Genomic DNA, 22,108 nt, shown 5'->3' on the forward strand with positions numbered 1-22,108 from the left:
CAGGACCATGGCAAATGCGCATAGCGGCAAAATGATCGTCGGGCTCGATATCGGCACCTCCAAGGTAGTGGCGCTGGTAGGCGAAGTCGCGGCCGACGGTACCCTGGAAATCGTCGGTATCGGCACCCATCCTTCGCGCGGGCTGAAGAAGGGCGTGGTGGTCAATATCGAATCGACCGTGCAGTCGATCCAGCGGGCAGTGGAAGAAGCCCAGCTGATGGCCGGCTGCCGGATCCACTCGGCCTTTGTTGGCGTGGCCGGCAATCACATCCGTAGCCTGAACTCCCACGGTATCGTTGCGATTCGCGACCGTGAAGTCAGTGCAGCTGACCTTGAGCGCGTCCTCGACGCCGCCCAGGCTGTTGCCATTCCGGCTGATCAGCGGGTCCTGCACACCCTGCCGCAGGACTATGTGATCGACAACCAGGAAGGCGTGCGCGAGCCACTGGGCATGTCCGGCGTGCGTCTGGAAGCCAAGGTTCACGTGGTCACCTGTGCCGTCAATGCCGCGCAGAACATCGAGAAGTGCGTGCGTCGCTGTGGCCTGGAAATCGACGACATCATCCTTGAGCAACTGGCCTCGGCCTACTCGGTGCTGACCGATGACGAGAAAGAGCTGGGCGTGTGCCTGGTCGACATCGGTGGTGGTACCACCGACATCGCCATCTTCACCGAAGGCGCGATCCGTCACACCGCGGTGATCCCGATTGCCGGTGATCAGGTGACCAACGACATCGCCATGGCCCTGCGTACCCCGACCCAGTACGCCGAAGAGATCAAGATCCGCTACGCCTGCGCCCTGGCCAAGCTGGCCGGTGCCGGTGAAACCATCAAGGTACCAAGTGTTGGCGACCGTCCACCGCGCGAACTGTCGCGTCAGGCCTTGGCTGAAGTGGTCGAGCCGCGTTACGACGAACTGTTCACCCTGATCCAGGCCGAGCTGCGTCGCAGCGGCTACGAGGACCTGGTCCCGGCGGGCATCGTCCTGACCGGCGGCACCTCGAAGATGGAAGGTGCAGTGGAGCTGGCCGAAGAGATTTTCCACATGCCGGTACGCCTGGGCGTGCCGCACAGCGTTCGGGGTCTGAGCGACGTGGTGCGCAACCCGATCTATTCCACCGGTGTCGGTCTGCTGACCTACGGCCTGCAGAAGCAGTCCGACGGCGTCAGCCTGACCGGTACCAGTAACAACAACTATGGCGATGAACCAAAAGCCCCAGCGCTAGAGCGTTTCACCCGCTGGGTCAAAGGCAACTTTTAAAGTTTCAAAGCAGTAGTAGTAGGCGCAAAAACTAGAGAACTGTAAGGAGAGGGAAAATGTTCGAGCTCGTAGACAACGTCCCGCAAAGCCCGGTCATCAAAGTGATCGGTGTCGGTGGCGGCGGTGGCAACGCCGTCAATCATATGGTCAAGAGCAACATCGAAGGCGTTGAGTTCATCTGCGCCAACACCGATGCTCAGGCGCTGAAAAACATTGGCGCACGTACCATTCTGCAACTGGGTACCGGCGTGACCAAAGGCCTGGGTGCTGGTGCCAATCCGGAAGTCGGTCGTCAGGCCGCGCTGGAAGACCGTGAGCGCATCGCTGAAGTGCTGCAGGGCACCAACATGGTGTTCATCACCACCGGCATGGGTGGTGGTACCGGTACCGGTGCTGCGCCGATCATCGCCGAAGTGGCCAAGGAGCTGGGTATCCTCACCGTTGCGGTGGTGACCCGTCCGTTCCCGTTCGAAGGTCGCAAGCGCATGCAGATTGCCGATGAAGGCATCCGTGCACTGGCTGACAGCGTCGACTCGCTGATCACCATCCCGAACGAAAAGCTGCTGACCATCCTCGGCAAAGACGCCAGCTTGCTGTCGGCTTTCGCCAAGGCTGACGACGTTCTGGCCGGTGCCGTTCGCGGTATCTCCGACATCATCAAGCGTCCGGGCATGATCAACGTCGACTTTGCCGACGTGCGTACCGTGATGAGCGAAATGGGCATGGCGATGATGGGCACTGGCTGCGCCAGCGGTCCGAACCGTGCGCGTGAAGCGACTGAAGCGGCCATCCGTAACCCGCTGCTCGAAGACGTCAACCTGCAGGGCGCTCGCGGCATCCTGGTCAACATCACCGCAGGTCCTGACCTGTCGCTGGGTGAGTACTCGGACGTCGGTAGCATCATTGAAGCCTTCGCTTCCGATCACGCCATGGTCAAGGTCGGTACCGTTATCGATCCAGACATGCGCGACGAGCTGCACGTGACCGTGGTTGCCACGGGCCTGGGCGCGAAGATCGAGAAGCCGGTCAAGGTCATCGACAACACCATGCAAACCGCTGCCATGCAGACTGCCGCTCCGGCACCTGTGCGTCAGGAGCAGTCGTCGGTGAACTACCGTGACCTGGAGCGCCCGACCGTAATGCGCAATCAGGCGCATGCCGGTGCAGCCGCTGCCGCTAAACTCAATCCGCAAGACGATCTGGATTACCTGGACATCCCGGCATTCCTGCGTCGTCAGGCCGATTGATGAAATTTATCAGGGGTATAAGGGTGATTGGTGTTCAGCAAAGGCCGGGTCTGGTATTATCCCCAGTCTTTGTTGATACCAGTTCGCAATTTGCGCTGAAGCGGCCAATGCCATGATTAAACAACGCACCCTGAAAAATATTATCCGTGCCACAGGTGTCGGCCTGCACTCCGGGGAAAAGGTTTACCTGACCCTCAAACCTGCACCTGTGGATACCGGCATCGTATTTCGCCGTGCCGACCTCGACCCCGTGGTGGAAATTCCTGCCCGCGCGGCAAATGTCGGCGAGACCACCATGTCGACGACACTGGTCAATGGCGATACCAAGGTAGACACGGTTGAGCACTTGCTCTCGGCCATGGCTGGCCTGGGCATCGATAACGCCTACGTCGAGCTCTCCGCGTCCGAAGTGCCGATCATGGACGGTAGCGCAGGGCCCTTTGTATTCCTGATTCAATCTGCCGGCCTGGAAGAACAGGACGCAGCGAAGAAATTCATCCGCATCCTGCGCGAAGTGACAGTGGAAGATGGCGACAAGCGCGCCACTTTCCTGCCGTTCGACGGGTTCAAGGTGAGTTTCGAGATCGATTTCGATCACCCGGTGTTCCGTAACCGGACCCAAAGTGCCAGCGTGGACTTTTCCAGCACCTCGTTTGTGAAGGAAGTCAGCCGCGCCCGGACCTTCGGGTTCATGAGCGATATCGAGTACCTGCGCAAGCACAATCTCGCGCTCGGCGGCAGCGTCGAAAACGCCATCGTGGTCGACAAGGACGGTGTGCTCAATGAAGACGGTCTTCGTTACGAAGACGAATTCGTCAAGCACAAGATCCTCGACGCCATCGGCGACCTCTACCTGCTGGGCAACAGCCTGATCGGCGAGTTCAAGGGCTACAAGTCCGGACACGCGCTGAACAACCAGCTGCTGCGCAAGCTGATCGAGGAAACCGATGCCTGGGAAGTGGTGACTTTCGAAGATGCCAGTACGGCACCGATCTCTTACATGCGTCCGGTTGCGGCAGTGTAAGTTCGAACACTCTCTCTAGTGATTGATTAAGGCCACCTTCGGGTGGCCTTTTTTATGCCTGCACAACTGAACGTGGGGCTGTAGCCGCTGCCGCCAGGCTGCGATCGGGCGTGAAACGGCCGCCAATCAGGCCCCTCGCAGCGCTTGGATGACGACTGCTGCGCAGCCGATCGCAGCCTGGCAGCAGCGGCTACGAATTAGTACTGCCAGCGCTGTCCTTGTCTCGCGCATGACTGGCCAAGCGCTCCAGCGCTGCGCGCAGTTTCGGGTCAGTGATACCTTCGGCGGTTGCCTGGATATTTTCCGCTGCACGGCTGGAAAGGTCGGCGGTATGCCCGATAGCCCGACTCTGGGTAGTCGGCGGTTGCACCTTGAACAGAATCCGGGTCAGGCTGCTGAAGGCTTCCAGCGTCTGCAGCTGGCGTTGCAGGCGTTTTTGCTGGTAGCGCAGGCGTGTGGCCCAATGACCGTCGGTGACGATCAGCAGCAGGGTACCTTCGCGCCACGAGGCGATATGGCAATGCTCCCGGGCAGCCGGCTGCAGCTGGCTGTCGAGCAGCTTCTGCAGTTGCGCCAGGCGTTGGGCCTGGCTGAACAGGGCTTTGAGCGGCCGGGCTTCGCGCAGCAGTACAGCGGGTGCGCGGGCCGGCAAGGGGCGAAAAGCCATGAAAGGACACCTGAAGTTACAGTACCGGCATCTTATCAGATCCCCCGGTCGGCGCCTTGTCCGGGTGTTTATGGAAAAAACTTCATGTTGCCCATGGGTTGAAGTTGTGAAAAAAGCCCTTATTGTAAAAAAGCCCCGTCAAAGCGCTGTGCCAGCATCGTGGACATCCGCCACTTTCCTCACCGTCGTTTCCGGGTAGAATGCTCGTTCGCATGCGGCCATAAGGGCTGCACGGGCGACTCACGGGGCCGCCCTCCATCCCTATGTGTGGAAGATCCTGTCGATATGTTTGCGCCTTTGTTAAAAAAACTTTTTGGAAGCAAGAACGAGCGCGAGGTGAAACGCCTGCTCAAGGCGGTGCAGTCCGTCAATGCCTTCGAAGAGAAGATGGTCGCCCTCTCGGACGAACAGCTGCGTGCCAAGACCGCAGAGTTCAAAGAGCGTCTGGCCAAAGGCGAGACCCTCGATCAACTGCTGCCAGAGGCCTTCGCCGTCGCGCGTGAGGCCGGCAAGCGGGTCATGGGCATGCGCCACTTCGATGTTCAGCTGATCGGCGGCATGGCCTTGCACGAAGGCACTATCGCAGAAATGCGTACCGGTGAAGGCAAGACCTTGGTCGCAACCCTGGGCGTGTACCTCAATGCACTGTCCGGCAAAGGTGTGCACGTGGTCACGGTCAACGACTACCTGGCCCGCCGTGACGCCAACTGGATGCGTCCGTTGTATGAATTCCTCGGCCTGACGGTCGGCGTTGTCACGCCGTTCCAGCCGCCTGAAGAAAAGCGCGCGGCCTATGCTGCCGATATCACCTACGGCACCAACAACGAATTCGGTTTCGACTACCTGCGCGACAACATGGCGTTCAGCATGGAAGAGAAATTCCAGCGCGAGCTGAATTTCGCCGTGATCGACGAAGTCGACTCCATCCTGATCGACGAAGCGCGGACTCCGCTGATCATCTCCGGCCAAGCCGAAGACAGCTCCAAGCTGTACATCGAAATCAACAAGCTGATCCCGCGCCTCAAGCAGCACATCGAGGAAGTCGAGGGTGAAGTTACCCAGGAAGGCCACTACAAGATCGATGAGAAGAGCCGTCAGGTCGAACTCAACGAAGCGGGCCACCAGTTCATCGAAGAGATGCTCGCTCAGGTCGGCCTGCTGGCCGAAGGCGAGAGCCTCTACTCGGCGCACAACCTCGGCCTGCTGACCCACGTCTACGCTGGCCTGCGTGCGCACAAGCTGTTCCATCGCAACGTCGAGTACATCGTTCAGGACGGTCAGGTGTTGCTGATCGACGAACACACCGGGCGTACCATGCCGGGCCGTCGCCTGTCCGAAGGCCTGCACCAGGCCATCGAAGCGAAGGAAAACCTGAACATCCAGGCCGAAAGCCAGACCTTGGCGTCGACCACCTTCCAGAACTACTTCCGTCTGTACAACAAGCTGTCCGGCATGACCGGTACTGCTGATACCGAAGCTTTCGAGTTCGCCCAGATCTATAACCTCAACGTTATGGTCATTCCGCCGAACAAGCCGCTGGCGCGTAAGGACTACAACGACCTGGTGTACCTGACCGCGGAAGAGAAGTACGCTGCGATCATTGCCGACATCAAGGAAAGCATGACCCAAGGTCGTCCTGTCCTGGTCGGTACGGCGACTATCGAAACCTCCGAGCACATGTCCAACCTGCTGCAAAAGGAAGGCATCGATCACAAGGTACTGAACGCCAAGTACCACGAGAAGGAAGCCGAGATCATCGCGCAAGCCGGTCGTCCGGGTGCGCTGACCATTGCTACCAACATGGCCGGTCGAGGTACTGACATTCTCCTGGGCGGTAACTGGGAAGTCGAAGTCGCGGCCATGGAGAACCCGACGCCGGAGCAGATCGCGCAGATCAAGGCCGACTGGCAGAAGCGTCATCAGCAGGTGATCGAGTCCGGTGGCCTGCATGTGATCGCTTCCGAGCGTCACGAGTCGCGTCGTATCGACAACCAGCTGCGCGGCCGTGCCGGTCGTCAGGGTGACCCGGGTTCGAGCCGTTTCTACCTGTCGCTCGAAGACAGCCTGATGCGTATCTTCGCCTCTGACCGGGTGAAGAACTTCATGAAGGCGCTGGGCATGCAGTCCGGTGAGGCCATCGAGCACCGCATGGTCACCAACGCCATCGAGAAAGCCCAGCGCAAGGTCGAAGGTCGCAACTTCGACATTCGTAAACAGCTGCTGGAGTTCGACGACGTCGCCAACGAGCAACGTAAAGTCATCTACCACATGCGTAACAGCCTGCTGGCAGCCGACAACATTGGTGACACCATTGCCGACTTCCGTCAGGAAGTGCTCGACGCCACCGTCGCCCAGCACATTCCGCCGCAATCGCTGCCTGAGCAGTGGGACGTAGTCGGTCTGGAAGCTGCGCTGGCCAGCGATTTCGGGGTTAAGCTGCCAATCCAGCAGTGGCTCGACGAAGACGATCACCTGTACGAAGAAACCCTGCGCGAGAAGCTCATGACCGAGCTGCTGGCGGCCTACAACGAGAAGGAAGAGCAGGCCAGCGCCGAAGCCCTGCGCACCTTCGAGAAGCAGATTCTGCTGCGCGTTCTGGATGACCTGTGGAAAGACCACCTGTCGACCATGGACCACCTGCGTCACGGTATTCACCTGCGTGGTTACGCGCAGAAGAACCCGAAGCAGGAGTACAAGCGCGAGTCGTTCAACCTGTTCCAGGAACTGCTCGACTCGATCAAGCGCGACACCATCCGCGTGCTCTCGCACGTTCAGGTGCGTCGCGAAGATCCGGCCGAAGAAGAGGCGCGTCTGCGCCGCGAAGCAGAAGAACTGGCTGCACGCATGCAGTTCCAGCACGCGGCGGCCCCAGGGCTTGAGCACGTCGAGGAGCAAGAGGAAGAGGGCGCTGAAGTCGCTGTCGCCGCTGCCCCGGTGCGCAACGAGCAGAAGCTGGGCCGCAACGAGCTGTGCTGGTGTGGTTCGGGTAAGAAGTTCAAGCACTGCCACGGTCAGATCAACTAACGCCATCTGCCCGGCAGTCCGCTGATTCACGAACACCACGCCGCGACCGGTCCCGTACCGTCGCGGCGTTGTTCCATCTCAAGCACCGGCTTATTCGACCCGGTGTACTTTTTCTAGGAGCGCTTTCATGGCTGTTGGTCTTGGTCCTTTGCCAACGTTGCACCCGGTTCCAGGTTTTGAACTCGGCATCGCCTCTGCGGGTATCAAGCGCCCGGGGCGCAAGGACGTGGTGGTCATGCGCTGCGCCGAAGGTTCAAGCGTTGCTGGCGTGTTCACCCTCAATGCGTTCTGCGCAGCGCCAGTGATTCTGGCCAAGCAACGCGTGCAAGGCACCGTGCGCTACCTGCTGACCAACACCGGTAATGCCAACGCCGGTACTGGCGCTCCAGGCCTGGCGGCTGCCGAGCGTACCTGCGCCAAGCTGGCTGAACTGACAGGCGTCGATGCCAGCGCTGTATTGCCGTTTTCCACCGGTGTAATCGGTGAGCCACTGCCGGTCGAGAAAATCGAAGGCGCCCTGCAGGCTGCACTGGACGATCTGTCGGAAAACAACTGGGCCGCTGCGGCGACCGGCATCATGACCACTGATACCCTGCCCAAGGGTGCCAGCCGTCAATTCCAGCACGAAGGCGTAACCATCACGGTTACCGGCATCAGCAAAGGCGCCGGGATGATCCGCCCGAACATGGCCACTATGCTCGGTTACATCGCCACCGACGCCAAGGTCGCCCCGCAGGTGCTCAAGGACCTGATGCTCGACGGCGCCAACAAGTCGTTCAACCGCATCACCATCGATGGCGACACCTCGACCAACGATTGCTGCATGCTGATCGCTACGGGCAAAGCGGATGTCGCTGAAGTCACCGAGGCCAAGGGGCCACTGTTTGAAGCGCTGAAAAAAGCGGTGTTCGAGGTGTGCATGGACGTGGCTCAAGCCATTGTTCGTGATGGCGAGGGCGCGACCAAGTTCGTCACTGTCGAAGTCAACGGCGGCGGCAACCATCAGGAATGCCTGGATGTCGGTTATGCCGTGGCCCACTCACCACTGATCAAGACCGCTCTGTTCGCCTCCGACCCGAACTGGGGCCGGATTCTGGCTGCCGTCGGCCGTGCCGGTGTGCCTGAGCTGGATGTCAGCCTGATCGATGTGTACCTGGGTGATGTCTGCATCGCCAGCAAAGGCGGCCGTAGCGCCAGTTACACCGAAGCTCAAGGTTCGGCGGTGATGGCTGAAGAGGAAATCACCATCCGTATCGAGCTCGGCCGTGGCCAGTGCAGCGAAACCATCTGGACCACTGATCTGTCCCACGAGTACGTGAAAATCAACGCTGAGTACCGTACTTGATGTACTTCCAGCCGCTGTGCGGCTGATTGCCGGCAAGGCCGGCTTCCACAAGGGGCACGCATAGCCCTGTGGGAGCTGGCCTTGCCAGCGATAAGGTCCAAAGGACCTTTCTCTTCTCAAACTCTGGAGCCGAACCATGAGTTACCACCTGATCATCGGCGACAAGCTGTATTCTTCCTGGTCGCTGCGCGCCGCGTTGGCCCTTGAACTGGCCGGTGCTAGCTACGAAGAAACCCTGATCAAACTCAACCAGCCTGACACCCGCACGCGGCTGCTGGAGTTCTCGCCGACAGCCAAGGTGCCACTGCTCAAGTGTGAGCACGGCATCATTGCCGACTCCCTGGCGATTGCTGAATACCTGGCTGAACGTCACCCCGAAGCCAATCTGTGGCCGACCGATGTCGCTGCGCGCGCCCAGGCCCGTTCTGCCTGTGCGCAGATGCACAGTGGCTTCTTCGCCCTGCGTGGCAACATGCCGTTCGATCTGTCCCGCGATGAAGCGCTGGAGAATGTTTCCCTGGAAGTTCAGGTGGACATCGACCGTATCGTCGCGCTGTGGTCCGAATGTCGTCTGGCTGCCAAAGACAGCGGTCCGTTCCTGTTCGGTCAGCCGAGCCTGGCCGATGCGTTCTTCGCTCCGATTGCCGTGCGCTTGCGTACCTATCGGGTGGACGTGCCAGCTGACGCGGCAAGCTATATCGAAACCATTTACCAGTGGCCAGCCTTCCAGGCCTGGCAAAAAGCTGGCCTGGCGGAGCGTGAAGGGTGAAGCGTGTACATGTAGCCGCAGCGGTCATTCGCGGTGCTGACGGTCGTATCCTGATTGCCCGTCGCGCTGATACCCAGCATCAAGGTGGCCTGTGGGAATTCCCCGGCGGCAAGGTCGAGGATGGCGAGGCGGTGGAAGTCGCCTTGGGTCGTGAGCTGAACGAAGAGCTGGGTATTGTCGTTACTGCCGCGCGGCCATTGATCAAGATTAAGCACGACTACCCAGACAAACAGGTGTTGCTGGATGTCTGGGAAGTCAGTGGTTTTACCGGCGAGCCCCATGGCGCCGAAGGTCAACCGCTGGCCTGGGTAAGCGCCCGTGAATTGCCGCAGTATGACTTCCCCGAGGCCAATCGACCGATCGTGGCGGCGGCGCGTTTGCCGGGTGAGTATCTGATTACCCCAGAAGGGCTGGAAGTGCCGCAGATGCTTCGCGGTATTCAGAAAGCCATTGCCGGTGGGATCAAACTGGTCCAGCTGCGTGCGCCGAACATGTACGACCCCAAATACCGTGACGTCGCCGTGGATGCGGTGGGGCTGTGTGCCGGCAAGGCGCAATTGATGCTCAAGGGGCCGCTGGAGTGGTTGGGCGACTTTCCAGCGGCCGGCTGGCACCTGACCTCTGAGCAATTGCACAAGTACGCCAGCAAGGGCCGGCCGTTCCCTAAGGAACGTTGGTTGGCAGCGTCTTGTCATAGCGCCGAAGAACTGGATCTGGCAGAGCAGATGGGGGTCGACTTCGTCACCTTGTCGCCGGTGCAGGCGACTCAGACGCATCCGGATGCTCAGCCGTTGGGCTGGGAGCAGGCGCAGCGGCTGATTGAAGGTTTCAGCAAGCCTGTGTATCTGCTGGGTGGGGTAGGCGCTGCTGAGCGCGAGAAGGCCTGGCAGTATGGTGCCCAGGGTGTGGCGGGGATTCGCGCTTTCTGGCCAGCAGAATAGCCTGGGGGCCTGTAGCCGCTGCCGTGATGCTGCGATCGGCTGCGAAGCAGTCGTCATCCAGTCACCGCGATGGGCCTGGATGACGGCCTTTTCACGCCCGATCGCAGCCTGACGGCAGCGGCGACGAATCAGTATCAGGGTTTCGTCGCAGCCTGCCAAAGCACCTCTGCTACTCCCTGGCGCCGAGCAATCAAGCGCGCCGCGACAAACAGCAGATCCGACAAGCGATTGATGTACGCCAAACCAACCCCCGCCAGTGGCTCGACACTATTGAGCTGCTGACAGCGCCGCTCGGCACTGCGCGCCAGGCTGCGGCAGACGTGGGCTTGGGCAATCAGCGCCGAACCACTGGGCAGAATGAAGTTTTCCAGCGGCCCCAGCTCCTCGTTCCAGCGATCAATGGCCGCCTCCAGACGCAGCACTTCAGCACTGTTCAGCGCCTGGTAGCTAGGCATCGCCAGCTCGCCACCGAGGTCAAACAGCCGATGCTGGCAAGGCGCCAAAACCTCGATGACTTCCTCAAGCCCCTGTTCAGCCAGCCCGGCCAGCAGCAGACCTATCTGACTATTGAGGCTGTCGACCTCGCCAATGGCCTCAATCCGCGGATGATCCTTCGGTACTCGACGGCCGTCGCCCAGGCCGGTTTGGCCTTTGTCGCCGGTACGGGTGTAGATCTTCGACAAGCGAAAACCCATGTTCAAGACTCCATTTTCTGTGGCTCGACGACAACCGGCGAGCTGTTGGCCAGTGGCAGGCGCAAGGTAAAACAGGTGCCTTGTCCCGGTGCTGATTGCACCTCCATCTGGCCTTTGTGGTTGTTGGTGATGATGAAATACGACACCGACAGGCCCAGGCCCGTGCCCTGGCCGATTTCCTTGGTGGTGAAGAACGGTTCGAAGGTGCGTTTGCGCACTGTTTCAGGCATGCCGACGCCGTTGTCTTCGACCTGGATCTCTGCCCACGGCGGGTTCAAGCGGGTGCGCAGGATGATGCGTCCCGGCTCGCTGTCGTCTTCTCGCAGGTGGATGGCCTGCGCGGCGTTTTTCAGTAGGTTGAGCAGCACTTGCTCCAGTTCGTTAGCCGTGCAGGGCACCGGCCCCAGATTGGGGTCGAACTGGCGGATGATGGCCTGGCCCTTGAAATCAAAGCCGATGGTCAGGTCGAAGTCGTTGCCGGCAATCTCCACGGCCTGGTCGATCAGTGCCGGCAAGTCGCAGGGGGCCAGCTGGCGATTGCTGCGCCGACTGAAGCTGAGCATGTGGGTGACAATCTTGGCTGCGCGCGCTCCGGCTTGCTGGATGCCATCGAGCAACTGCGGGACTTCGCGGCTTTCCAGGTAGCGGTTGACGATCGGCAGGTCGATGCCCAATTCGTTGGCCTGCTCTTGATTCTTCGCCAGCTCTGGCGACAGGCGCCGGCGAATGTTCTGCACGTTGTGCAGGATCGCGCCCAGTGGGTTGTTGATTTCATGAGCCATGCCAGCGGCCAGGCCCCCGACTGAGAGCATCTTCTCCGATTGCACCATCATTTCTTCCAGCGACAGGCGCTGGGTGATGTCGTCGATGCGGATCACTACGCCGCGTCCGCCCCCGCCCATCAACGGATAGAAGGTCAGGGCGTAATGCCGGGCATCTTCACCTTTGGTCCAGGTCACCCGCTCAATCTTCGCTACCCGATGCTTCTCGACACTTTCCTTGAGCTGTGGAAGGAACGGCTTGAGCGGCTCGAAGGCGAGAAAGATCGGCTGGTTCAGGGCTTCATCCAGCGGCGTGCCTGAGAGCGCGCTGGCTTCCTGGTTCCACTGGGTCACGTAGAGCTGTTCATCGAGGGCAATCAGTGCCGAGGGCATGGAGTCGATGATGCTGTTGAGGTAGTTCTGAAAGCCGGTGAGTTTCTTCTCGATCTTGCTGCGGACCTGAACTTCCAGCTCCAGCTTGCGGTTGGTGTGGCGGGTTTCCTCGGCCAGGCCTTGGGCCTGGTCATAGGCGTCCTGGAACTCGTCACGTGCGCGCTTGAGCTGCTGCTCGCGTGCTTCGATACGCGACAACATGGTGTTGAACGCTTCCGCCAGGCTACCGATCTCATCGTCATTGCCGCGCTTGGCGCGCAGGGAATAGTTTTCCTCGCGGGTGACCTGGCGTGACAACTGTTCGAGCTGGTCGATCGGCTGCGTGATCAGGCGCTTGATCTGCCGGGCAATGACCATCCACAGCAGAATGCTGAACACCAGGATGCCGAGGCTAGCGGTGAGGATGCCGGTGTAGAAGGCCATCGGCAGTTCGCTGCTGGCCACCATCAACAGGTAGCCAGGAGGGCTGCCAGGGCGGTTCAACTTGGTCAGTTGAGTGCTGCGAAACTCGGTCAGACGCCAGTTCTCGATATGCCGGTAGCGCGTGGGCAGCGGCAGTTGCTCACCGTGTTGCAGCTGTGCGAGCAGTTTGCCGTCGCTGCCGTACACTGCCGCTGCGCGCAACGGCGTATAGCTGTCGAGTTCTTTGAGCAGGGCGTTGGCGGCGTCGGGTGAATTGGCCGCTTGGGAGGACAGTTGCGGATTGGCCACCAATCGGCCAATGGTCTGCAGGGCCTGCGGCGCCATGCTTTCCTGGGAAATCCAGTAGGCGGCGCTGATGAACGTCAGGTTGGCCACCAGCAAAATGGTGATCAACAGGACCAGCAAGGCGGCCAGCAGTTTCTGCCCGACCGGCAGGTTTTCCAGGCGTTCGCGCAGCGTCATGTGATAGCGGGATCCCGGTCAGTGGGTGAAAGGGCAGGGTAACGCTGCCTTCAGTCGCAGGGCAATCGGCGCGCACTCAGGTGTTCGAGCAGGCGACGATAGAGGCGTTCCAGGTGCGGCAACTCCAGGCCATGACGGCTGGCGACGCGACAGGCGTGACCAAGCAGGTAGTGGATTTCAGTACGCCGGCCCTGGCGTACATCCTGGTACATGGAAGAGTAGTTGGCGGCGGTGGCTTTGATCACCCGTTCAACTTCCTCGTTGAGGCCATCGGCCGCTTCGGGCTGGCCGCAGCATTGCAGCAGTTCAGCGAGTTCCACACAAAGGGTCGCCACTTCGCAATGGTGCTCCTGAAGGCCACCGTTGCGGCAGTCGTGCAGCACCGTCAGTGGATTGATGGCGCAATTGAGCGCCAGTTTTCGCCATAGGCGGGTGAGGATGTCCGGTGTCCACTGGTGGGGAATCCCGGCGTCGTTCAGCTCATCCAGCCACTCGGGGGTCAAGGGGTTGGCCGGGTCGCCCAGCCAGTTGAAGCCGTGACCGGCGAAATTGACTTGCCAATCGGCCTCACGAAACGCGCCTTCAGTGCTTGAGGCGAATAGGCAGCGTGCATGGGGGACTTGATTGGCGACTGCATCCTGGCTGCCCAGGCCGTTTTGCAGCAAGATCAGTTCGGCGCCATTGGCCAAGCGTGGCGCCAGTTGTGCAACCGCGTGTTCGGCATCGTAGGCCTTGCAGGCCACCAGCAGGCGATGAATGGGCGTGCTGTCGTGTACGGTTTGCGCCGGAATCGCGTGCAGTTGCGCCTCGCCCTTTTCGATCAGGGTCAGGCCGCCGGCCGTTTCATAGGACTGCAGGCGCTGGGTATCGCGCAGGATCAAGCGGACCGCTTTGCCCGCACGGGCCAGGCGGCAGGCCCAAAGGCTGCCGAGACTGCCGGCGCCGAGAATATGCCAGGTGCTGCTCATCAGCGTTTCGCAACCGTTATAATGAGCCGGTATTTTAACCGTCAAACCCTGCGCGCTCCATCGCGCTCTTATATTAGAGCGGCGAGCGTGCGTTTATTTTTTGGAGAGAAGGTATGCCGTCGTTCGACGTGGTATCGGAACTGGACAAGCACGAAGTCACCAACGCTGTGGAAAACGCAGTCAAAGATCTGGACCGTCGTTATGACCTCAAGGGCAAGGGCAGCTTCGAGTTCAAGGAAAAGGAACTGACTGTCGCCCTGACCGCTGAAGCCGAGTTCCAGCTGGAAGCGATGATCGAGATCCTCAAGCTGGCCCTGGTCAAGCGCAAGATCGACGTCCAGTGCCTGGAAGTCAAAGATGCCTACGCCTCCGGCAAACTGATGAAGCAGGATGCCACCCTCAAGGAAGGCATCGACAAGGAACTGGCGAAGAAGATTGTTGCGCACATCAAAGACGCCAAACTCAAGGTTCAGGCCGCCATCCAGGGCGAGCAAGTGCGGGTCACCGGCAAGAAGCGTGACGACCTGCAGGAAGCCATTGCCGCCCTGCGCGCCAAAGAGTTCGGTATGCCGCTGCAGTTCAACAACTTCCGCGACTGATCAACGTGCTTGGGAACCTTGGCGCCGTTTTGGCGTCCGAGGTTCTTGGTGCCGCTGAAACGATTGCGGCGCGATTTATACAGCTTTTGCCCCTCGGCATCAGGAGAACATTATGGATTTGAGTGCTGAAGTCGATCAGCTGGTTAAAACGTCGCAAACCTGGGTTCCCTTGATCATGGAATATGGCAGCCGCCTGTTGCTGGCACTGCTGACCCTTGCCATTGGCTGGTGGGTGATCAACAAGGTGACCTACCGGCTGAGCAAACTGCTTGCCTTGCGCAACGCCGACCTGGCCCTGCAAGGCTTTATCAGCAGCCTGGCGAACATCATTCTGAAGATTTTGCTGGTGGTCAGCGTAGCCTCGATGATCGGCATCGAAACCACCTCGTTTGTTGCTGCCATTGGTGCCGCGGGCCTGGCCATCGGTCTGGCGTTGCAAGGCAGCCTGGCCAACTTTGCCGGTGGCGTGCTGATCCTGCTGTTCCGTCCATTCCGCCTCGGCGACTGGATCGAAGCCCAAGGTGTTGCCGGTACCGTCGACAGCATCCAGATCTTTCATACCGTGCTGCGTACCGGTGATAACAAAACCGTGATTCTGCCTAACGGCAGCCTGTCCAACGGCATCATCACCAACACCAACCGTCAGCCAACCCGCAAAGTTGTATTTGATGTGGGTGTCGATTACGAAGCCGATCTGCAGAAGGCCCGTCAGGTGCTGCTGGAACTGGCCAAAGACCCCCGTGTCCACCAGGATCCGGCGCCGCAGGCGGTGGTGTCGATGCTCGGCGATAGCTCGATCACCCTGTCCTTGCGGATCTGGGTTAACACTGCCGATTACTGGGATGTGGTGTTCATGCTCAACGAGCATGCGCGTGATCGTCTGAAGGAGGAGGGTATCGACATTCCCTTTCCACAGCGGGTAATCCGTGTGGTGCAGGAAGCAGCGGTGCAGTAAAGCCTTCGTGGGGGCGGATTCACCGGGGCGCCGGACTGCCGCGAGGGACTGTACAGCAGTCCATTGCGGTCGCGTGGCGACCCTTCGCGGATGAATCCGCCCCCACGGCATTACACTTGTTCACGTCTTGGCGCTATCTGCGCTCCCGCCTTTCTGGCATATAGGCTGGCTTACCTCTGTTTGCCGGTCTCATCATGCTTACCCCGTTGATCAACATCACCCCGTTGCGAGCGTTCTGCTTTGCGATGACCCTGGCGCTGTTCGAACTGCTGACCTACCTCGCCAGCGATGTGGTGATGCCCGCCATGCCGGTAGTGGTCGGTGATTTGCACGCCAGCCCTGAATTCATTCCCCATGCCTTGAATCTCTACCTGCTCGGCGGCGTGTTGCTGCAATGGCTGATCGGCCCGTTGGCTGATCGCTATGGCCGCCGGCCGCTGTTGCTGGTGGGCTGTGCGATGTTCTGCGTGACGTGCCTGGCGACCTTCTGGGTTGAGGGCATCGAATGGTTCAACCTGCTGAGGCTGCTGCAGGGCATTGGCCTGGGCTTTGTGGTGACGGTCAGTTACCCGGCCTTGAACGAGGCGTTCAGCGAGGCCGATGCGGTGCGAATGATGGCCTTGCTGGCCAATATCGCCCTGCTGTCGCCACTGCTCGGGCCACTGGTGGGTACCCTGCTGCTGGAGTGGGTGTCGTGGCGTTGGCTGTTTGTGATCTTCGGTGCTTGCGCGGTGCTGTCCTGGATTGCGTTGTACCGCTTCATGCCAGAGACGTTGGGTGTGGAGCGCCGCGATGGCTCGCGACTGGACTTCCAGCCGATCCACCTGCAGTCACTGTTGGCCGGCTATGCCCAGCTGCTGGGCAACCGTCGCTTTGTGGCGGGTAGCGCGGCGCTGGGCCTGGTGGGGTTGCCGTTGATTGGTTGGATCGGTCTGTCGCCCGTGCTGCTGATTCACGACGAAGGCTTGAGCACCCTCGATTATGCACTGTGGCAACTACCAGTGTTCGCCGGCCTGATCCTGGGTAACCTGATCATCAACCGTATCGCCGACCGCTATGCGCTCAACAGCCTGGTGCGTGGTGCGCTGTGGCCGTACCTGGTGGGACTGCTGGGCATGATGCTGGCCACTTGGTTGGTGCCCAGTGTTCCGAGCCTGGTGGCGGGGATGTCGATGTATGCCTTGGGGCTGGGTATCGCCAACGCGGTGCTGTACCGCATGACGCTGTTCTCCAGTGAGCAGAGCAAGGGCCTGGTTTCGGCCATGCTGGGCATGATCACCATTGCCCTGTTGGGCCTGGGGGGCGCCTTGCTGGCACTGCTCGGCGCCGGGGCGAGCCTACTCAGCTTCGCCGTGGCGGCGGGGGTGGCAGGTGTCCTGGCGCTATGGCCGCTGAAGATCGTTCTGGGTGCGGCTTGTGCACAGTCTGAGGCGATGCCGGGATAATCCTGGCAAGCGCCTCAGAGGCCGTCAGGGGCGCTGTTCGGCGACGGAGTTGTCGCTGGGCAGCTGCTTGCCGCGGCCTTGCTCCTGACGCCACTGTAGGGCGATCAGGATCAGCGTCGGCACACCGAGCAAGGCTGTGATCAGGAAGAAGTCGTGGTAACCGAACTTTTCCACCATCACCCCTGAATAGCCACCGATCAGACGCGGCAACAGCAGCATGATCGAGCTGAGCAGCGCATATTGGGTTGCCGAGAACTTCAGGTTGGTCAGGCTCGACAGGTAGGCGACGAATGCCGATGTAGCCAGGCCCGAACTGAAGTTGTCCAGGGAAATGGTCACCACCAGCATCTGCAGGTTCGGGCCCATGTCGGCGAGCATCAGGAACAGGATGTTGGTCGCAGCTGAAGCCACGCCGCCGATGAACAGAATCGGCAAGATACCGAAGCGTACGATCAGCAAGCCGCCCATACCGGCGCCGACCAGGGTCATGATCAGGCCGAAGATCTTGCTGACACTGGCGATCTGGTCCTTGGTGAAGCCTTGGTCGATATAGAACACGTTGGCCATCACCCCCATCACCGTATCGGACATCCGGTAGGTGGCGATGAGCCCAAGCAGTAGCAGGGCTTGCCAGCGGTAGCGCAGGATGAAGTCGTTGACCGGTGTCAGCACCGGCGCCAGGCCGCGACGGCCCATGGACGACAGGCACAATGCAGTCAGGGTGATGTAGAGGATCGCTCGCAGGAAGGCGCGGTCTTCGAGCAGCAGGTCCAAAAGGCTTGCGTCTTCGAACAGTACGCTGGCGAAATCGGTATTGAACAACTGGGTGAAGGTGGCCGGTACTGACACCAGCAGAATGATCAGCACAAACACCGAGGCCAGTTGATGGACCAGGCCATAACGGGCAGCCGATAGTTGGGTGCGCAGCGGCACTGGGGGTTCGCGCATCAGCAACGTCGTGATGACCGCTGGCAGCATCAGCACACCGAACAGCACATAGGTGCCGGTCCAGGCTTTGTGCAGATAGCTGAAACCGGTAGAGCCAAAGCCTTCGGCGAAGAACAGGGCGCCCGCGGTGGCCAGCAGCGCAGCAACCCGATAGCCGGCCATGTAGCTGGCAGCGAGGGCGGCCTGGCGTTGATCGTCGGCGATTTCCAGGCGGTAGGCGTCGACAGCGATGTCTTGGGTGGCTGAGGCGAAGGCGACCAGTACTGCTAGGGCAATCAGCCAGGACAGGTGCTTTTGTGGATCACAGAAGCCCATGCCCACCAGCCCAATCACTACCAGTACCTGTGACAGCACCAGCCAGGAGCGACGTCGGCCGAGTTTGCCAAGCAGTGGCAGGCGCCATTGGTCGAGTAGTGGCGACCAGACCCATTTAAAGGCATAGGCCAGGCCGATCAGACTGGCATAACCAATGGTCTCGCGGGCCACCCCGGCCTCGCGCAGCCATACCGACAGGGTCGAAAACACCAGCATGTAGGGCAAGCCGGCGGCAAAGCCGAGCAGTAACAGCACCAGGGTAGACGGGCTGGCATAGGCAGCGAGCGCAGCGCGCCAGGTTTTACGGGGCATGGGCCAACATCTGCCTCAAGTTTACGAAAACAAAGCGCGCACTCTAACCGCTGTGCTCCATCGGGCGCCAGCCATGGCGCAACATATCCACACGATTATTGTGCAGAGTGATGCCTTCTGCTCGTAGTCGTGCGCGCTGCTCGTCGCCTGAGGGGGTGCCCAAGGCCAGACTCAGCCGACCACCTGCCCCCAGGACCCGGTGCCAGGGCAACTGAGTGTCCGCAGGCAGCTGACTTAAGGTACGCCCGACCCAGCGCGCTGCGCGGCCCAGGCCTGCCAGGTCAGCCAGTTGACCATAGCTGACGACCTTGCCCGCCGGCACTTGACCCAGCACCAGATAGAGCGCCATTCGTCGGGCTTCGGCATTTTCTGTCGGATCGCCAGGGCGCGCGTTCATCGCCGCCTCGCAGGGGGTGCAGGCGAATCCGGCACGTTCGTCGGGCAATCAGGTATTGAACTCATTGGCATGGGGTGGGTCAGTCCTTGCTCTACGGGCGGGTATCAGGATAATGCCCGACTTTTTTGCAAATCAGAGTCCGTAACTGCTTATGTCTTCTAGAGTCTTGTTCAGCCTTGCGATCATTGCCGCCAGTTCGTCGGCGCTTGCCGACACCGTCTGGATGAAAAACGGTGACCGGCTCAGTGGCAAGATTAGCGTGTTCGATGGCGGCAAGCTGCTGATCAAGACGGAGTACGGTGGCTCCATCGCCCTGGACTGGAAGCAGGTCAAGACCCTGGAAAGCGACCAGGAACTGCTGGTCAAACAAGATGCTTACAGCGGTGAGAAAGCCAAGTCATTGCACGCCGCCGATGACGGCAAGGTGACCCTGGCCAACGGTGAGACGCCGAAGACCGTCGAACTGGCCAGTATCCAGCAGATCATGAAACCAAAGCCGGTGGTCGAAGATCTGGTGGTCAAAGGTAACGTGGACCTGGCGATGGACTACCAGCGTGCCGAATCTGACAGCGACGACTATGACCTCGACTTCAAGACCACGGCCCGCCATGGTCGCTGGCGTCATCAGGCCGAAGGCGAGTACAACCGCGAGAGCAAGGACGACGAGACCACCACCAATAACTGGAGCGCCGAGTACGCGCTTGACCGCTTCCTGACCGAGAAGTGGTTCTGGCAAGGACGTCTTGAATACAAGCGTGACCATATCGAAGACCTGGCCCGCCAGCGCACCGTCGGTACCGGTCCGGGTTATCAGTTCTGGGATGACGAACTGGGCGCGTTCTCCCTGGGGTCGCTGGTCAACCGCACCGACTATGAATATGCCGATGGCGGCAAGGACAACTTCTATTCCCTGGCCATGAAATGGGACTACAACCGCTACCTGATCGGCAAGCGCGTCGAGTTCTTCACCAATGGTGAAGTCGGCAAACCGCTGGATGGTGTGGCTAACTATGCGCTGGATGCCGAAGTTGGTCTGCGCTACAAGGTCACCGAGTGGGCTTCGCTCAATCTCAAGGCAGAGAAAGATGTCATCAGCGGTACCCGCGATAGCGATCTGGACAAGACCCGTTACACCGCAGGCTTTGGCGTGACGTGGTAAGTCTGCTGGCAACCGCCGACGATAATGATTATTTTGACGGTTAATTTCCTGGTCGGACCTGGTGTCCGGTCAACCTTCAGAATGATGTCGAGTCGGGAGTCACACCGTGAGCGCAAAAGTCGCACAACAGGCCCGGGAGCTGCTGCTCAAGGAATACCGGGGAGTCCTGTCGACCCATTCCAAGTCGATGCCGGGGTTTCCCTTTGGTTCAGTGGTGCCGTACTGCCTGGATGCCGACGGCAATCCGCTGATTCTGATCAGCCGGATCGCCCAGCACACCCATAACCTGCAAAAAGATTCCAAATGTTCGCTGTTGGTGGGCGAGCGTGACGCTGAAGACGTGCAGGCCGTTGGTCGTCTGACCGTTCTGGCCAATGCGCAAAAGCTCGATGAGCCTGCGGTGGTTGAAGCTGCTGCCGAGCGCTATTACCGCTATTTCCCTGAATCGAGCAACTACCACAAAGCCCACGATTTCGACTTCTGGGTGCTCAAGCCGGTGCGCCACCGTTACATCGGCGGCTTTGGTGCGATCCACTGGGTTGATCACCTGAGCCTGGCCAATCCGTTCGCTGGCAAGGCTGAGTTGAGCATGGTTGAACACATGAACAGCGATCACGCCAATGCCATTGCCCATTATGTCCAGCTCACGGGCCTGCCGCAGGGCGTCGCTGCGCAAATGGTCGGCGTCGACAGCGAAGGCATGCACCTGCGCATTGGCCAGGGGCTGCACTGGCTGCCGTTCGCAGCGCCTTGCAATACGCCGATACAAGTGCGCGAAGCATTGGTTTTTCTGGCCCGTGCTGATCAATGGCCGGCTCGTGAGAGCGTTCAGGGTTGAAATGGCGTTTGATCGCAACCATTAAAGGTGTACTGCAAGGACTTCTTGCGCAGAGGAACCATTGATGCGTGCTTTTCTATTGCTGTTTTTGATTTTTCCGGTGCTGGAGCTGTATGTGTTCTTCAAGGTCAGCACCGCGATCGGCTTCTTTCCGGCGTTGCTGCTGATCATCGCGGGTTCCGCCCTGGGGGTGCTGGTCGTGCGGGTGGCCGGTCTGGCTACCGCGCTGCGTGCCCGTGAGAGTATGCAGCGTGGCGAATTGCCAGCTGAAGACATGTTCCAAGGCTTGATGCTGGCCCTGGGTGGCGGCCTGCTGCTGTTGCCAGGTTTTATCAGTGACGTGATTGGCCTGATCTTCCTGTTGCCGTTCACCCGTCGACTGATTGGGCGCAAGATGCGCGCGCGCGCAGAAGCCCAGGCGATGCGCCAGCGTGCCTTTGGTGATGATCCGTTCATGACGCGTCCCGGCAGCGCTAATGGACAGCCGCGCCAGCCGAACGTGATCGAGGGTGAGTACGAGCACCGTGATCCGCGTGATCCGCCTAACCTGCGGGATCCTCGCGATCTGTAACCTGTAAGCGATTGTTCGAACGGCCCCAGCGGGGCCGTTCTGCTGTATAGGCGCAATCGCTAAAAAATTTCATGTGCAAGCCTTGTAATTGATCTTGGCGACCTCATGTAGGGGTTACCGCAAGGTTTCCGGGGGCTTGCCCCGGACATTACATGCGTAGTTCGCAGTGCGGGCTACGAGCGGCTACGCCGCAAGCATCAACCTGCCGGTGTCGATACCGGCCGATGAAAACCACAATTAGGAGAGATCGACAATGAAGCTTCGTCCTCTGCATGACCGCGTCGTTATCCGTCGCAGCGAAGAAGAATCGAAAACCGCTGGCGGTATCGTTCTGCCAGGTTCGGCCGCTGAAAAACCTAACCGTGGCGAAATCGTCGCTGTAGGTACCGGTCGCATCCTGGACAACGGTGAAGTGCGTGCGCTGGCCGTGAAAGTGGGTGACAAGGTGGTTTTCGGCCCTTACTCGGGCAGCAACACTGTGAAAGTTGACGGCGAAGACCTGCTGGTAATGGCTGAGAACGAGATTCTCGCTGTTATCGAAGGCTGATTCCGCTGGTTTCCCGTTACTCCAAAGTATTCAAGGATTAAA

Annotated in this window: 20 protein-coding genes; 14 read left to right on the plus strand and 6 right to left on the minus strand. The window is 60.0% G+C overall.

Annotated elements, in window-relative coordinates; translation table 11 throughout:
- Positions 1-7 precede the first annotated feature (7 nt).
- The 3 genes from ftsA (at position 8) to lpxC (ending at position 3,532) form a co-directional block, all read left to right on the plus strand.
- Positions 8-1,261 carry a cell division protein FtsA gene (ftsA, locus tag CX511_RS05325; protein ID WP_045183524.1) on the plus strand — a complete coding sequence of 418 codons (1,254 nt, stop codon included), beginning with the start codon at positions 8-10 and terminating at the stop codon, positions 1,259-1,261.
- A 56-nt stretch (positions 1,262-1,317) separates the two neighbouring features.
- Positions 1,318-2,508 (plus strand): cell division protein FtsZ, encoded by a 1,191-nt coding sequence (gene ftsZ / locus CX511_RS05330; protein ID WP_045183523.1) that lies wholly within the window; start codon positions 1,318-1,320, stop codon positions 2,506-2,508.
- A gap of 112 nt (positions 2,509-2,620) precedes the next feature.
- Positions 2,621-3,532 carry a UDP-3-O-acyl-N-acetylglucosamine deacetylase gene (lpxC, locus tag CX511_RS05335; RefSeq protein WP_028943297.1) on the plus strand — a complete coding sequence of 304 codons (912 nt, stop codon included), beginning with the start codon at positions 2,621-2,623 and terminating at the stop codon, positions 3,530-3,532.
- Positions 3,533-3,722: 190 nt separating this feature from the next.
- Here the strand turns inward: lpxC and CX511_RS05340 are convergent, their stop codons facing one another.
- The gene (locus CX511_RS05340; protein ID WP_101293239.1) at positions 3,723-4,199 is read right to left on the minus strand and encodes a DUF721 domain-containing protein; all 477 of its coding nucleotides are present in this window, start codon (positions 4,197-4,199) and stop codon (positions 3,723-3,725) included.
- Between the two features lie 285 nt (positions 4,200-4,484).
- On the opposite strand from CX511_RS05340, the gene secA reads away from it, so the two are divergent.
- The 4 genes from secA (at position 4,485) to CX511_RS05360 (ending at position 10,278) form a co-directional block, all read left to right on the plus strand.
- The gene (gene secA / locus CX511_RS05345; RefSeq protein WP_045183518.1) at positions 4,485-7,223 is read left to right on the plus strand and encodes a preprotein translocase subunit SecA; all 2,739 of its coding nucleotides are present in this window, start codon (positions 4,485-4,487) and stop codon (positions 7,221-7,223) included.
- 127 nt (positions 7,224-7,350) lie between these two features.
- Positions 7,351-8,568, plus strand: a complete 1,218-nt coding sequence (argJ, locus tag CX511_RS05350; protein WP_101293240.1) for a bifunctional glutamate N-acetyltransferase/amino-acid acetyltransferase ArgJ — start codon at positions 7,351-7,353, stop codon at positions 8,566-8,568.
- 136 nt (positions 8,569-8,704) lie between these two features.
- Positions 8,705-9,337, plus strand: coding sequence for a glutathione S-transferase (locus CX511_RS05355; protein ID WP_045183514.1), 633 nt, complete (start codon positions 8,705-8,707; stop codon positions 9,335-9,337).
- Positions 9,334-10,278, plus strand: a complete 945-nt coding sequence (locus tag CX511_RS05360; protein ID WP_045183512.1) for a Nudix family hydrolase — start codon at positions 9,334-9,336, stop codon at positions 10,276-10,278. The genes CX511_RS05355 and CX511_RS05360 overlap by 4 nt, the downstream gene beginning before the upstream one ends.
- Positions 10,279-10,412: 134 nt before the next feature.
- Here CX511_RS05360 and CX511_RS05365 read toward each other — a convergent pair whose 3' ends face one another.
- Genes CX511_RS05365 through CX511_RS05375 form a run of 3 tightly spaced genes read right to left on the minus strand, consistent with a single transcriptional unit; the run spans position 10,413 to position 13,980 of the window.
- Positions 10,413-10,973: a cob(I)yrinic acid a,c-diamide adenosyltransferase gene (locus CX511_RS05365; protein WP_045183510.1), complete on the minus strand. Its 561-nt coding sequence runs from the start codon at positions 10,971-10,973 to the stop codon at positions 10,413-10,415.
- Between the two features lie 2 nt (positions 10,974-10,975).
- On the minus strand, positions 10,976-13,012 hold the full coding sequence (locus CX511_RS05370; RefSeq protein WP_045183508.1) for a sensor histidine kinase: 2,037 nt from the start codon (positions 13,010-13,012) through the stop codon (positions 10,976-10,978).
- 50 nt (positions 13,013-13,062) lie between these two features.
- Complete coding sequence (locus CX511_RS05375) at positions 13,063-13,980, minus strand: putative 2-dehydropantoate 2-reductase (RefSeq protein ID WP_045183507.1); 918 nt, start codon at positions 13,978-13,980, stop codon at positions 13,063-13,065.
- Between the two features lie 113 nt (positions 13,981-14,093).
- Between CX511_RS05375 and CX511_RS05380 the strand changes: the two genes are divergently transcribed.
- From CX511_RS05380 to CX511_RS05390, 3 genes are all read left to right on the plus strand, one after another.
- A complete protein-coding gene (locus tag CX511_RS05380; protein WP_045183506.1) occupies positions 14,094-14,579 on the plus strand; it encodes a YajQ family cyclic di-GMP-binding protein in 486 nt (161 codons plus the stop codon).
- Between the two features lie 112 nt (positions 14,580-14,691).
- Positions 14,692-15,534: a mechanosensitive ion channel family protein gene (locus tag CX511_RS05385; protein ID WP_045183504.1), complete on the plus strand. Its 843-nt coding sequence runs from the start codon at positions 14,692-14,694 to the stop codon at positions 15,532-15,534.
- Positions 15,535-15,728: 194 nt separating this feature from the next.
- Complete coding sequence (locus CX511_RS05390) at positions 15,729-16,979, plus strand: MFS transporter (protein WP_045183502.1); 1,251 nt, start codon at positions 15,729-15,731, stop codon at positions 16,977-16,979.
- Positions 16,980-17,003: 24 nt separating this feature from the next.
- On the opposite strand, the gene CX511_RS05395 is transcribed toward CX511_RS05390, so the two are convergent.
- Positions 17,004-18,554, minus strand: coding sequence for an AmpG family muropeptide MFS transporter (locus tag CX511_RS05395; RefSeq protein WP_045183501.1), 1,551 nt, complete (start codon positions 18,552-18,554; stop codon positions 17,004-17,006).
- A gap of 43 nt (positions 18,555-18,597) precedes the next feature.
- Entirely contained in the window at positions 18,598-18,951 is a 354-nt protein-coding gene (locus CX511_RS05400; protein WP_045183499.1) for an MGMT family protein, read from the minus strand.
- A 151-nt stretch (positions 18,952-19,102) separates the two neighbouring features.
- On the opposite strand from CX511_RS05400, the gene CX511_RS05405 reads away from it, so the two are divergent.
- From CX511_RS05405 to CX511_RS05420, 4 genes are all read left to right on the plus strand, one after another.
- Positions 19,103-20,110: a DUF481 domain-containing protein gene (locus CX511_RS05405; RefSeq protein WP_101293241.1), complete on the plus strand. Its 1,008-nt coding sequence runs from the start codon at positions 19,103-19,105 to the stop codon at positions 20,108-20,110.
- 106 nt (positions 20,111-20,216) lie between these two features.
- Entirely contained in the window at positions 20,217-20,948 is a 732-nt protein-coding gene (locus CX511_RS05410) for a HugZ family pyridoxamine 5'-phosphate oxidase (protein ID WP_045183494.1), read from the plus strand.
- A gap of 64 nt (positions 20,949-21,012) precedes the next feature.
- Positions 21,013-21,519 (plus strand): FxsA family protein, encoded by a 507-nt coding sequence (locus CX511_RS05415; RefSeq protein ID WP_045183492.1) that lies wholly within the window; start codon positions 21,013-21,015, stop codon positions 21,517-21,519.
- 253 nt (positions 21,520-21,772) lie between these two features.
- Positions 21,773-22,066 carry a co-chaperone GroES gene (locus CX511_RS05420; protein WP_009050540.1) on the plus strand — a complete coding sequence of 98 codons (294 nt, stop codon included), beginning with the start codon at positions 21,773-21,775 and terminating at the stop codon, positions 22,064-22,066.
- Positions 22,067-22,108: the final 42 nt, after the last annotated feature.

It is taken from the genome of Pseudomonas sp. S06B 330, assembly GCF_002845275.2.
Taxonomy (GTDB): Bacteria; Pseudomonadota; Gammaproteobacteria; order Pseudomonadales; family Pseudomonadaceae; genus Aquipseudomonas.

Coding starts and splice junctions, on each gene's coding strand:
- ftsA (WP_045183524.1), top strand. CDS start 8: ATGGCAAATGCGCATAGCGGCAAAATGATCGTCGGGCTCGATATCGGC.
- CX511_RS05385 (WP_045183504.1), top strand. CDS start 14,692: ATGGATTTGAGTGCTGAAGTCGATCAGCTGGTTAAAACGTCGCAAACC.
- CX511_RS05395 (WP_045183501.1), bottom strand. CDS start 18,554: ATGCCCCGTAAAACCTGGCGCGCTGCGCTCGCTGCCTATGCCAGCCCG.
- CX511_RS05420 (WP_009050540.1), top strand. CDS start 21,773: ATGAAGCTTCGTCCTCTGCATGACCGCGTCGTTATCCGTCGCAGCGAA.
- ftsZ (WP_045183523.1), top strand. CDS start 1,318: ATGTTCGAGCTCGTAGACAACGTCCCGCAAAGCCCGGTCATCAAAGTG.
- CX511_RS05390 (WP_045183502.1), top strand. CDS start 15,729: ATGCTTACCCCGTTGATCAACATCACCCCGTTGCGAGCGTTCTGCTTT.
- secA (WP_045183518.1), top strand. CDS start 4,485: ATGTTTGCGCCTTTGTTAAAAAAACTTTTTGGAAGCAAGAACGAGCGC.
- CX511_RS05355 (WP_045183514.1), top strand. CDS start 8,705: ATGAGTTACCACCTGATCATCGGCGACAAGCTGTATTCTTCCTGGTCG.
- CX511_RS05405 (WP_101293241.1), top strand. CDS start 19,103: ATGTCTTCTAGAGTCTTGTTCAGCCTTGCGATCATTGCCGCCAGTTCG.
- CX511_RS05365 (WP_045183510.1), bottom strand. CDS start 10,973: ATGGGTTTTCGCTTGTCGAAGATCTACACCCGTACCGGCGACAAAGGC.
- CX511_RS05380 (WP_045183506.1), top strand. CDS start 14,094: ATGCCGTCGTTCGACGTGGTATCGGAACTGGACAAGCACGAAGTCACC.
- lpxC (WP_028943297.1), top strand. CDS start 2,621: ATGATTAAACAACGCACCCTGAAAAATATTATCCGTGCCACAGGTGTC.
- CX511_RS05340 (WP_101293239.1), bottom strand. CDS start 4,199: ATGGCTTTTCGCCCCTTGCCGGCCCGCGCACCCGCTGTACTGCTGCGC.
- CX511_RS05370 (WP_045183508.1), bottom strand. CDS start 13,012: ATGACGCTGCGCGAACGCCTGGAAAACCTGCCGGTCGGGCAGAAACTG.
- argJ (WP_101293240.1), top strand. CDS start 7,351: ATGGCTGTTGGTCTTGGTCCTTTGCCAACGTTGCACCCGGTTCCAGGT.
- CX511_RS05415 (WP_045183492.1), top strand. CDS start 21,013: ATGCGTGCTTTTCTATTGCTGTTTTTGATTTTTCCGGTGCTGGAGCTG.
- CX511_RS05400 (WP_045183499.1), bottom strand. CDS start 18,951: ATGAACGCGCGCCCTGGCGATCCGACAGAAAATGCCGAAGCCCGACGA.
- CX511_RS05375 (WP_045183507.1), bottom strand. CDS start 13,980: ATGAGCAGCACCTGGCATATTCTCGGCGCCGGCAGTCTCGGCAGCCTT.